This window comes from Rhizobacter sp. P3_B12, from assembly GCF_056402895.1.
Map to the genome: position 1 here is coordinate 1 of NZ_JBFUGN010000083.1, position 12692 is coordinate 12692.

The 12692-nt window shown below is 68.6% G+C and carries 8 protein-coding genes and 1 pseudogene; all 9 read left to right on the forward strand.

Annotated features, from left to right (window positions below):
- Positions 1-864, forward strand: an 864-nt coding sequence (locus AC1D01_RS07330) for a TRAP transporter large permease (RefSeq protein WP_477865400.1), incomplete at its 5' end; no start/stop codon positions are given.
- Between the two features lie 191 nt (positions 865-1055).
- Positions 1056-3617, forward strand: coding sequence for a GspE/PulE family protein (locus AC1D01_RS07335; protein WP_489740380.1), 2562 nt, complete (start codon positions 1056-1058; stop codon positions 3615-3617).
- Between the two features lie 49 nt (positions 3618-3666).
- A complete protein-coding gene (locus AC1D01_RS07340; RefSeq protein ID WP_477865401.1) occupies positions 3667-5394 on the forward strand; it encodes a GspE/PulE family protein in 1728 nt (575 codons plus the stop codon).
- Positions 5387-6622, forward strand: coding sequence for a type II secretion system F family protein (locus AC1D01_RS07345; RefSeq protein ID WP_477865402.1), 1236 nt, complete (start codon positions 5387-5389; stop codon positions 6620-6622). The genes AC1D01_RS07340 and AC1D01_RS07345 overlap by 8 nt, the downstream gene beginning before the upstream one ends.
- 43 nt (positions 6623-6665) lie before the next feature.
- Positions 6666-7247 (forward strand): prepilin-type N-terminal cleavage/methylation domain-containing protein, encoded by a 582-nt coding sequence (locus tag AC1D01_RS07350; RefSeq protein ID WP_477865403.1) that lies wholly within the window; start codon positions 6666-6668, stop codon positions 7245-7247.
- A complete protein-coding gene (locus AC1D01_RS07355) occupies positions 7225-8073 on the forward strand; it encodes a prepilin-type N-terminal cleavage/methylation domain-containing protein (RefSeq protein WP_477865404.1) in 849 nt (282 codons plus the stop codon). Before AC1D01_RS07350 ends, AC1D01_RS07355 begins: the two co-directional genes overlap by 23 nt.
- Before the next feature lie 40 nt (positions 8074-8113).
- The gene (locus AC1D01_RS07360; protein WP_477865405.1) at positions 8114-8539 is read left to right on the forward strand and encodes an agglutinin biogenesis protein MshP; all 426 of its coding nucleotides are present in this window, start codon (positions 8114-8116) and stop codon (positions 8537-8539) included.
- Positions 8540-8637: 98 nt separating this feature from the next.
- On the forward strand, positions 8638-12111 hold the full coding sequence (locus AC1D01_RS07365; RefSeq protein WP_477865407.1) for a PA14 domain-containing protein: 3474 nt from the start codon (positions 8638-8640) through the stop codon (positions 12109-12111).
- 1 nt (position 12112) lies between these two features.
- Positions 12113-12692: pseudogene (locus AC1D01_RS07370) on the forward strand (hypothetical protein); the annotation flags it as partial.

The window sequence follows — 12692 nt, forward strand, 5'->3', positions numbered from 1 at the left end:
GGCGCGGGCACGCTCGGCCTGCTGATCCCGCCGTCGATCATCATGATCGTCTACGGCGTGACGGCCGACGTCTCGATCTCGCAGCTGTTCATCGCCGGCGTGCTGCCCGGCGCGCTGTTGGCACTGATCTTCTCCGGCTACATCGCGCTGTGGTCGCTGCGCCACCCCGAACAGATCCCGCCGGCCGACGCGCCGATGAGCCTGCGCGAGAAGCTCGAGGCCTCGCGCAGCCTGATCCCGGTGGTGCTGCTGATCGCCGCGGTGCTGGGCTCCATCTACGCCGGCATCGCGACCGCCACCGAGGCCGCGGGCCTGGGCGTGCTGGGCTCGCTGATCCTGTCGGCGGTGCAGGGCTCGCTGACCTGGAACACGTTCAGGCAGTCGCTGATGGGCGGCACGCGCCTGTACTGCATGATCGCGCTGATCCTGGCGGGTGCCGCGTTCCTGACGCTCGCGATGGGCTACATCGGCCTGCCGCGCCACCTGGCCGAATGGATCGCCTCGCTCGGTCTCAGCCAGTTCGGGCTGATCCTGATGCTGACCGCGTTCTACGTGATCCTCGGCTGCTTCCTCGACGGCATCTCGATGGTGGTGCTGACGATGGGCGTGATCATGCCGACGGTGCAGAAGGCCGGCATCGACCCGCTGTGGTTCGGCATCTTCATCGTGATCGTCGTCGAGATGGCCCAGGTGACGCCGCCGGTGGGCTTCAACCTGTTCGTGCTGCAGGGCATGACGCGGCGCGAGATCGGCTACATCGCGAAGACCGCCTTCCCGTTCTTCCTGCTGATGGTGCTGATGGTGGTGCTGCTGTACGTGTTCCCGCAGATCATCACGTTCCTGCCGGACCAGATGAAGTCGTAGCCCGGATGCCAATCCGGGGATGTGTCGGACAAGCCCCGGATTGGCATCCGGGCTACGACTGACGGGCAAAACCCAGTCATTTCGTACCTTCAACGGGAAGTTTGTACTCATACAGTGCCAGGGCGGAAAACTGTTCCGCGCCCTGGCGCGCCGGCCCGTCCGCACGCGCCCGTCCTTCAAAGGATGGACCCGTGTCCAATCTGACGACTCCGCCGAACTGGGCGCTCGAACTGCCGCCCCTCTCGGATGCGCCCGCCCCGGCGCCCGCGCCCGCGCCGGCCGAGAAGGCCCGCCATGAAGGCTTTCGCTGGCCGACGCCGCCGTTCGCCGCCTACCCCGATGCGCTGGAACAGAACCAGCCGCAGGCCTGCCAGATCGTCGGGCTGAACGACCGCGAGATGAACGGCCGGCTGATCTTCTTCGTGCCGGAGTCCACCGTCGCCCATGTGCAGGTGCCGCCGGCCCGCACGACGATGGCGCTGCGCTTCACGCAGTTCCGCAGCCTGCGCGTCGTCGAGCCGCTGAAGCCCGCCAGCGATGCCAGCCGCGACCCGCACGCCGGCATGCTCGAGCACCGCCCGTCCAGCCGCTACAAGGTGACGCTGAAATCCGGCGCGCTGCTCGAAGGCGACACCATCGGCCATGTGGACACGCCGCACGGGCTGTTCCTGTTCCCGCCGATCGATGCCGAGGGCAGCGTGCAGCGCCTGTTCGTGCCGCGCGAGGCCTACGAGCACTTCGAGATCGGCGAGCGCATCGGCGACCTGCTGGTGGCGCAGAAGATGGTGACCCCACAGCAGGTGGCCCAGGCCGCCGACATGCAGCAGCAACTGCGCAACCAGAAGCTCGGCGACATCCTGGTCTCGCGCCAGATCGTCACGCCCATCCAGTTGCTCAGCGCGATCGAGCAGCAGGCCAAGATGCCGATGGTGCGCATCGGCGAGGCGCTGACCTCGCTCGGCCTGGTCAGCGAAGAACAGCTGCAGGATGCACTCTCGCAGCAGAAGAACGACCGCAGCGTGCCGCTGGGCGAGCTGCTGGTGCGCATGGGCACCGTCTCGCGCGAGGACCTGCAGACGGCGCTCGCGCGCAAGATGGGCTACCCGGTCGTCAACGTCAACGCCTTCCCGGTCGAGGCCGAGGCGCTGCGCAAGCTGCCGTATGCGGCCGCGGCGCGGCTGCTGGTGTTGCCGCTGCTGATCCGCGAAGGCCGGCTGGTGATCGCGATCGACGACCCGGCGCGCCGGCGCAACGCGGTCGACGAGGTCGAATTCATCGCGCAGATGAAGATCGTGCCGGTGCTGGCGCTGGGCCGCTCGGTGGCCGACACCATCTTCGAGGCCTACGAGAAGATCGGTGCCGCCAACCACCACCTGGCGGCCGGCGGCGATTCGCCCGACAGGCCGATCGAGTTCACCGCCGCCGATACCGGCAAGCTGATGGAGACGCTGGAGAAGGAGCACTCCGACCTGCCCGGCTTCGAGGACGAGCGGCAGATCGAGCAATCGGACAACTCGCTGGTGCGGCTGATCAACAACATGATCATCGAGGCGCACAAGGAAGGCGTCTCCGACATCCACATCGAGAGCTACCCGGGCCGCGACAAGATCAAGATCCGCTTTCGCAAGGACGGCACGCTGCGCACCCACCTGGAGCTGCCGCCGAACTACCGCAACGCACTGATCGCGCGCATCAAGATCATGTGCGACCTCGACATCTCCGAGCGCCGCAAGCCGCAGGACGGCAAGATCAATTTCTCGAAGTTCTCGGCCCAGCACAAGATCGAGCTGCGCGTGGCCACCATCCCGACCAACAGCGGGCTCGAGGACGTGGTGATGCGGATCCTCGCGTCGGCCAAGCCGATCCCGCTGGACAACCTGGGCCTGAGCCCGTGGAACCTGAAGCACCTGAAGGAGGCGATGGAGCGCCCCTACGGCCTGGTGCTGTGCGTCGGCCCGACCGGCTCGGGCAAGACGACCACGCTGCACTCGGCGCTCAGCCACATCAACGTGCCCGAGCGCAAGATCTGGACCGCCGAGGACCCGGTGGAAATCACCCAGCCGGGGCTGCGCCAGGTGCAGGTCAACCCGAAGATCGACTGGACCTTCGCGAAGGCGCTGCGCGCCTTCCTGCGCGCCGACCCGGACGTGATCATGGTCGGCGAGATGCGCGATGGTGAAACCGCGCAGATGGGCGTCGAAGCCTCGCTGACCGGCCACCTGGTGCTGTCCACGCTGCACACCAACAGCGCACCCGAAACCGTCACGCGGCTGATCGACATGGGCCTCGATCCGTTCAACTTCGCGGACTCCCTGCTGGGTGTACTGGCACAAAGGTTGGTGAGACGTTTGTGCCCCCACTGCCGTGTGGCACGGTTGGCATCTCCCGACGAAATCGACGAACTTCTGCACGATTACTTGCATATCTGTCCGCAAGATCACCCTGGGTTCCAACCAGACGTGATCCGAACAGAATGGACAGAACGATTCGGCCAGAACGGCCAGTTGATGCACTACCACAGCCCCGGCTGCGACAAGTGCGGCGGCACCGGGCAGAAGGGGCGTGCAGGCCTGCACGAGCTGATGATCGTGTCGCGCGAACTGCGCCGGCTGATCCAGACCAGCGCACGTGCCGAGCAGCTGCTGCAGTGCGCGCTGCTCGAGGGCATGCGCACGCTGCGCCAGGACGGCATCGAGAAGGTGCTGCAGGGCGCGACCAGCCTGGCCGAGGTGCGGGCGACCAGCAACACCTGAGCGCCCCTGCGAGGGCACGGCCCCCGGCGCGCCCCGGGGCCGCGTGGCCATGAACGCCCCGCTGGCACCCGTGCGCCGCGAGAAGCTGCGCCTGGGCGACGTGCTGCTCGCGCAGCGCCTGATCTCCGAAGAGCAGCTGGCGCAGGCGCTGGAGCTGCAACGCGCGAGCGGCCGCAAGCTCGGCCGCGTGCTGATCGAGCGCGGCGCATTGACCGAAGAGGCGCTGGCCCATGCGCTGGCGCGCCAGCTGCGCGTGCCGGTGGTCAACCTGAACAGCTTCCCGCTGAAAGGCGAGGTGGTGCGACTGCTCGGCGAGGCGGCGGCGCGGCGCCACCGCGCGATCGTCCTCGAGGACCGCGGCGAACACCTGCTGGTGGCCTTCGCCGACCCGCTGGACCTGGCCGCCCACGACGACATCTCGCGCCTGCTGAAGCGCAGCATCCAGTCGGCCGTCGCGCCCGAGAGCCAGCTGACGCCGGCCTTCGACCGCCACTACCGCCGCACCGAAGAGATCACCGGACTCGCGAAGGCCCTCGAGAAGGACATCGGCGACGCGGTCGATTTCGGCACGCTGCAGGCCACCGTCGGGCAGGAAGGCGCGCCGGTGGTGCGGCTGCTCGAATCGGTGTTCGAGGACGCGATGCAGATCGGTGCCTCCGACGTGCACATCGAGCCGCAGGAGCACGAGCTGCTGATCCGCAGCCGCATCGACGGCGTGCTGCAGACGCAGACGCAGGCCGACAAGCGGATCGCCGCCGCGCTGGCCCAGCGCCTGAAGCTGATGGCCAACCTCGACATCTCCGAGAAGCGCCTGCCGCAGGACGGGCGCTTCTCGCTGCGCCTGCGCGATCGCACGCTCGACGTGCGGCTGTCCACGCTGCCGTGCCAGTACGGCGAATCGCTGGTGATGCGCCTGCTCGGGCAGGGCAGCCAGGTGCGTCGGCTCGACGACATCGGCATGCCCGACGACATGCTGGCGCGCTTTCGCGAACTGCTCGGCCGCAGCACCGGCACGGTGCTCGTCACCGGCCCGACCGGCTCCGGCAAGACGACCACGCTGTACGCGGCACTGTCCGAGATCGACGCCGAGCGCAACAAGGTGATCACCGTCGAGGATCCGGTGGAATACCGCCTGCCCGGCCTGATCCAGGTGCAGGTGAACGAGAAGATCGAGTTGAGCTTCTCGCGCGTGCTGCGCGCGATGCTGCGCCAGGATCCCGACGTGATCCTGGTCGGCGAGATGCGCGACCCCGAGACCGCCGAGATCGGCCTGCGCGCTGCCATCACCGGCCACCTGGTGCTGTCGACGCTGCACACGCGCGATGCGGCCAGCGCACCGTTCCGCCTGCTCGACATGGGCGTGCCCGCATTCATGGTGGCGACCGCGCTGCAGGCGGTCGTCGCACAGCGGCTGGTGCGCCGCAACTGCACGCAGTGCTCGCGCCCGCACCTGCCGACGGCCCAGGAGGGCGCCTGGCTCGAGGGGATGACCGGCAGCGATGCCACCGCCACCCAGCGCGGCCGCGGCTGCCAGCTCTGCAACGGCACCGGCTACGCCGGGCGGCTGGGAGTCTACGAGATGCTGGAGATGGACGCCGGGCTGGCCCACGCGGCCACGCACGGCGACCCGGCCGCCTTCCTCGCGGCGGCACGCGAGCGCATGCGCGGCCGCACGCTGGCACACCGCGCCTGCGACCTGGTGCGCGCCGGGCAGACCTCGATCGCCGAGGCGATGCGCCTGACCAGCGAATTCCACCAGGACGCCGGCCATGGATAGGTTCCACTGGAAAGGCCGCAACGCGCGCGGCGAACTGATCGCCGGCACCTTGAACGCGCCCACCGAATCGGCGGTGGCCGATCAACTGCTGGCCGGCGGCGTCACGCCGGTGCACATCACCGTGAACGATGCCGGCGCGGTGGCGGCGTCCCCGGCGTGGTGGCAGGCCCTGCGCGCAGGGCCCGTCACGCTCGAGGACATGCTGGTGTTGTCGAGGCAGCTCTACACGCTGCTGCGGGCCGGGGTGCCGCTGCTGCGCGCGCTGGCCGGGCTGCAGGCCTCGGCCGTCAAGCCGGCGCTCTCGCGGGTGCTGGCCGACGTGCGCGCCTGCCTCGACCAGGGCCGCGAGCTGTCGGCCGCGCTGGCCCGCCACCCGCAGGTGTTCACGCCGTTCTTCATCGCGATGACGCGGGTCGGCGAGATGACGGGCCGGCTGCCCGAGGTGTTCCTGCGGCTGGCCGAGCACATCGAGTTCGAGATGGACATCCGCTCGCGCATCCGCCAGGCGCTGCGCTACCCGGCGATGGTGGTGGTGGCGATGGGCATCGCGCTGGTGGTCATCAACCTGTTCGTGCTGCCGACCTTCGCCTCGGTGTTCGCGGGCTTCAAGACGCAGCTGCCGCTGATGACGCGCCTGCTGCTCGGCTTCTCGGCCTTCACGCTCGCGTGGTGGCCGGGGCTGCTGGCGGCCGGCACGGCCGGCGTGGCCGCGCTGCGCTCGTGGCTCGCCACGCCGGACGGCCGCTACCGCTGGGACCGGCTGAAGCTGCGCCTGCCGATCGCCGGGCCGATCGTGCAGAAGGCCACGCTGGCGCGCTTCGCACGCAGCTTCGCGCTGGCGTCGCGCAGCGGCATTCCGCTCAGCCAGGCGATGACGGTGGTCGCGCAGACGGTGGACAACGCGTGGATCGCGAGCCGCATCGAACAGATGCGCGACGGCGTCGAGCGCGGCGGCAGCCTGTCGCGCTGCGCCGCGGCCAGCGGCATCTTCACGCCGGTGGTGCTGCAGATGATCGCGGTCGGCGAGGAGACCGGCGAACTCGACGCGCTGCTGCTCGAGATCGCCGGCATGTACGAGCGCGAGACCGCCTACGGCATCAAGGGCCTGGCCAGTGCGATCGAGCCGCTGCTGCTGCTGGTGATCGCCGGCCTGGTGCTGGTGCTGGCGCTCGGCGTGTTCCTGCCGCTGTGGAGCCTCGGCCAGGCGGCGATGGGCCGGGCCGGTTGATATGTACTCTCCAGCAGCACCCGCAGGCCCCGATAAGTCCGGCATGTCCATCCTGCCATCCGGTCATCTTCATCAGCGCGGCCTGTCGCTGATCGAGCTCGTCGTCTTCATGGTCGTGCTGAGTGCGGCGCTGGCGGGTGTGCTGCGGGTGTTCATCCAGGCCGGCGCGCACAGCGCCGATCCGCTGCAGCGGCGGCAGGCGCTGGCGATCGCGGAGGCCTTGCTCGACGAGGTCGAGCAGATGTCGCTCACCTGGTGCGATCCGGACGACGCCAATGCGGCGCTGACCGTCACCAGCGCGGCCGGCTGCGCCAGCCTGCCGGAGGCGATGGGCCCGGAGTCGAACGAGACACGCACCGCCACGCCGCCGTTCGACAACGTCAACGACTACCACGGCTATGCCGAGAACGGCATCGTCGACATCACGAACACGACGATCTCCGCGCTGTCGGGCTACCGCGCCTCGGTGGCAGTGACGACGGCGGACCTCGGCAACAGCTACTACCCGCTGACGGCAGCGAGCGGCGCCGTGCTGCGCATCAGCGTCACCGTCACCAGCCCGGACGGCAACACGCTGACCCTCGACGGCTACCGGACCGCCCATGCGCCCTCACCCGCCATCTGATCGCCGGCGCGGCTTCACGCTCGTCGAGGCGGTGATCGTCATCGCGATCACCGGCATCCTCGCCGCGATCGTCACGCGCTTCATCGCGCAGCCGGTGCAGCTCTACCTGGCCACGCAGGCCCGCGCCCAGCTGGTCGACGTGGCCGACAACGCGTTGCGGCGCATCGCACGCGAGCTGCGCGTGGCCTTGCCCAACAGCCCGCGGGTCTCGTCGACGGGCCTGTCGCTGGAGCTGATCCCGACCACCGGCGCCGCCCGCTACAAGACGGAGGGCACGGACCGGCTCCAGTTCGGTACCGTCGACACCTCGTTCGACATCGTCGGACCGCCGCTGACGCTCGGCAGCGCGCAGCAGCTGGTGTTCTACAACCTCGGGCCCGGCATCACCGGCTCGGATGCGTATGCCGCCAACAGCAGCGCCACCGAACAGTCGAACTCGAACCGCCGCACCGCGACCAACGCCGCCGGCAGCGCGACGACGATCACGGTGAGTTCGCTGTCCGGCCTGCCGGTCGGTGATTTCTCGGCGCCCTACCGCGTGTTCGCCGTCGACACGCCCGTCACCTACCGCTGCGACCTCGGCGCCGGCACGCTGACACGCTACAGCGGCTACGGCTTCCAGGCCACGCAGCCGGACCCGCCGAGCAGCGGGGTTGCCAGCGTGCTGGCCACCGGCGTCACCGCCTGCAGCTTCACCTACGACGCCGCGGTGTTCGCGATGCGCGCCGGCCTGGTCAGCCTGCAACTGAGCCTGGCCGCCAGCACGCCTTCGGGCACTGAAAGCATCACCCTGCACCATGAAGTCCACGTCGACAACCTGCCTTGAACGCCCCCCGGGCCGACGCCTCGCACACCGTGGCTTCACGATGGTGTCGGTCGTCTTCATCCTCGTCGTGCTGGCCGCGCTGGGGGCGGCGCTGGCCGACATCAGCCAGCGCCAGCACCTCGCGGCGGCGTCCGACCTGCAGGCCGCGCGCGCCTACCAGGCCGCGCGCGCCGGGCTGGAATGGTGGGCGTACTGGCAGGCCAATGCCGGAACCGCGAACGGCGACTGCATGGCAACCAACAGCATCGTGCCCGGCGGCACGCTGAGCGGCTTCACCGTCACGCTCAGGTGCACTCGCACCCCGTCCACCTACCCCGATACGGCGAGCGACGGCAGCAGCGCGCTGACCTTCTGGGCGGTCGTCGCCAATGCCTGCAACGCGCCGAGCAACGGGGCATGCCCTTCCACTGCCACGGCCGCGGCGACGTATGTCGAGCGGCAGCTCACCTGGACGTTCGCACGATGAAACGCACGATGGCGCTGCTGGCGGGGGTTCTGGCCGCGGGGGTCTGCATGACCGCCACAGCCGGCGAAGTCACCGGTGTTCGCGCCGAGTACTTCAACATGTACTCGGGCGGCACGGACTTCACGTTCAACAGCAGCGCGGTCGCCCTGGACCGCATCGAGTCGACGATCGACGTCAACGGCATCACGTCGGCTCCTGCAGGTGGCATCAACAGCACCTACTACAAGGTCCGCTACACCGGCTACGTGCTGATCCCGACCAACGGCACCTACACCTTCACCGTACAGGCAGCGGACGGCGTGAGGCTCTACGTGGACTGCGATCTCAGTGGCAACTTCAGCGCCACAGAAAAGCTCATCGAGAGCTGGACCACCCGCACCACGGCCACCACGGTCTCCGTGCCGTGCCAGAACCAGTTGAGCGCCGGCAGCCGGTATGCGTTCACCTACGAGTACTACCAGGCGACCGGTGCCGCGACGGCGCGCCTGCAGTGGGCCGGCCCATCGCCGATCGGCTCGACCGCGACCGTCATCCCGCGCAGCGACGGAACCATGGGGCTGACGACCGGCGTCAGCGACAGCACGGCCCCGACGTTGTCATCCGTCCAGCTGCTCTGCGGCTCGAGCACCCAGGTGCTCGCGCGGTTCTCGGAGCAGGTCGAGAGCAGCAGCGCACAGACGGCGTCGAACTACGCGGTCTCCGGCCACACCGTCAGCGCGGCGACCTTGCAGCTGGACGGCAAGTCCGTGCTGCTGACGGTTTCACCGGCCCTCTCCCAATCCGAAACGCTCACGGTCAGCAACATCGTGGACATGGCCACCGGGCCGGCCAACACGATCGCTACCACGTCGGCAACCATCAGCTACAGCGCGAACTACAGCAGCGGACTGACCGGCACGTACTACGACCAGAACGCCACGGCCGGCGCCTTCTTCACCGGCAACACCGTCACTCGCACCGACTCGACGCTGGACTTCACGTGGTCCTCCTCCCCGGTCAGCGGTATCCCTAGCAGCAACTACAGCGTCCGCTGGACGGGGGCAATCCTGGTGCCGACCACGGGCTCCTACACGTTCAGCATGCAAGACCAGGGCAATGCCCGGCTGTGGATCAATGGTGCCTACTACGCGGGCGATTGGTACGACACCGAGCCCGGCACATCATCCGTCTCGGGTTCTTCCATCACGCTCACGGGTGGCACCTATGTTCCGGTCACCGTTGAGTCGTGGCATGGGACCGGCAGCAACCTCGCTGTGCTGCGATGGAAAAAGCCCGGAAGCAGTTCACACGTTGCCATTCCCTCCACCCAGCTGTACCACTGCACGAACACCCCCGGCTTCACCGTCACGGCCAGCAACAGCGGGACGATCTGCGGATCGACGTCGGTGACGGTCACCGCGCTGAACAGCGATGGCAGCCGACGGACGAGCTACACCGGGTCCGCCACGCTGAGCACATCGTCGGGCAAGGGCAACTGGAGCGCAGGCTCGTCCCCGGCCCCGAGCGGCACGCTCGACAACGGCACGGCCAACGACGGCAGCGCGAGCTACACGTTCGTGGCCGCAGACGCCGGCACCGTCCAGCTGAAACTCGCCGATGTGCCGGCCAGCACCTTCAGCATCACGGCGGCGGACGCCTCCGGATCGGGCACCTCGTCCACCATCTCGGTCAGCGGCAGCAACGCGTTCAGCTTCACGGAAGACGCCGCCGGCAAGATCTCGGGCAGCAACGTAGCGGTCGCCGGCCGGCCGCACGACTACACGGTCACGGTGACACGCAGCGACTCGAGTTCCTCGAACTGCAGCACCGCCACCGACTACACCGGCAGCCACTCGCTCAAGATGTGGCGCGCCGATTCGAACGGCAGCTGGACGGCGCCCACCGTGGTCTCGCCCGCGCTGACCATCCCCGCCGCGCAGCCAGCCTCCAGCAACATCACGTTGAACTTCAGCAGCGGCGTCGCCAGCTTCAATGTCGGCACGACCGATATCGGACGCTACAGCTTCAGCCTGCAGGACGATTCGCAGAGCTACACGAGCGCCACCATCAGCGGCACGGGCAATGCGCTGACGGTGCGGCCCTTCGCGCTGGTGGTCAGCAACTTGTGGTGCGAACACAGCTACTTGAACCGGCCTGTCAATTTCTCGAACACTGCCGAGGGGGATACCCTTTTCTGTCGTGCCGGCATAAGCTTCAAGGCCGATGTCGGCGCCTACCGCTGGACGTCCTCGATGGCCGGCAACGGAACCGATGGCAACGACGACGGCCTGCCGGACAGCACGGCGACGCTGGCGAACGTGACAGCTGGCGGCCTGGCACCCTTCTTCAACAGCGCCGTGACGCTCCGGCCCCTCGCGGGCAGCCAGGTACCGTCCACCGGAGTGCTGGGCACGCTGAGCTATGGCAGCAGCATCTCCGGCTTTTCCGGTGGCAAGGCCACGCCGAGCACCCTCAGCTACTCGGAAGTGGGAAGCTTCCAACTCGACAGCCAATCGCTCGTCACCGATTACCTGGGCAGCGGCCTGACATTGAATGGCTCGCTGTTCACGGACGCCCTCGCAACCACGTCGAGATCGGCCGTCGGGCGCTTCGTTCCTGCCAGGTTCGCCGCCGACAACGCGAGCGTCACGCTGCGCCCGCAGAGCGCTTGCTCGCCCACCYCCACATTCAACTACCTGGGCGAACCCTTCGCCATCAGTTTCACGCTCACGGCACAAGACGCACTCGGCAACACGACGAAGAATTACACCAGCAGCTACGCCAGGCTCGATCTTGGCAACGCCGGCACGCTCCAGCTGGCAGGCGTCAGCGGCAGCACGGTGTTCTCTGCCACCTCCAGTTCACCCCGGCTTTCACTCGGTTCCTTCTCCGCGGCCTGGGGAAACGGCACCGGGACTGCCGCGGTCACCGTCACCGCCACGGCCGAGCGCGCCAGCTCACCGGACGGTCCCTTCGTCGATGCCACGTTCGGAATCGCCCCGGTCGACAGCGACTACACGGCGATGGGCTCGTTCGACCTCGACGCCGACAGCAGCGTCAGCGGCAACGACCACAAGGCGCTCGTCACCGTGCCGCTGCGTTTCGGCCGCCTGCGCCTGCAGAACGTCATCATGCCTCGCGGCCTCCGCGCGTCCATTCCCATGGTGGCCCAGTACTGGAACGGCAGTGCGTTCGTCACCAACACGCTGGACAGCTGCACGACGGTTCCTGCGAGCACGCTGAACTTCGGCAACTACCGCCTGACGATGGCGGCCAGCGATACCACCGTGCTGGCCGGCGGTTCGACGCTCACGCTCTCTGCCGGCAGCGGCAGCATCCCGCTCGAACCGATCACCAGCGGACACCGCGGCACCTTCGACATCGCCGTCAGCCTCGGCAGCAGCGCCACCGACTACGCCTGCCTGCAACCCTGGACACCCGGCAGCGGCGACGCCGCCACCGCCGGCGCAGGCCTCTCCTACCTGCGCGGCGCCTGGTGCGGCAGCAGCTACGACCGCGATCCATCGGCGCGCATCTCCTACGGGCTCTACCGCGGCGCCGACAAATTCCTCCACCAACGCGAGAACCACTGACATGACCCTGCGCTGGCCGTGGACACGCCCCACCTCCCCCGATTCGCTGGCCATCTCGTTCGACGGCAGCACGCTGGTCTACGCCCAGGTGTCGGCCATCGACGGCGGCAAGCGCCCGCTGCTGCGCCGCTGCGGCACGGTGCCCGTCGACACCGCACGCCCGCAGGAGCTGGCCGGCCGCCTGCGCGCACTCGGCCTGCCCACGCGTTCGGTCATCGCCTTGCTGCAGGTGCCGCAGTGCCAGCTGCTGCAGATCGACACCCCGGCGGTCGCCCCCGAGGAACTGAAGGCCGCGGCCCGCTGGCGCATCAAGGACCTGGTCGACTGCCATGTCGACGACCTGACGATCGACGTGATGCACGTCGGCGACGGCCGCGCGCACGGGCCGAAACAGGCCTTCGTCGCCGCAACACCGAACCGCGTGATCCAGGACCTCGCATCGCTGTGCGAAGCGGCCGGCCTGCAGCTCGCCACCATCGACATCCGCGAGACGGCGCAGCGCAACCTGCAGTGCGCCCTCGCACGGGCCGGCGCCCAGGGCGACCGGGCCGGCGCGCTGCTGATGCGCCACGGCGAACACT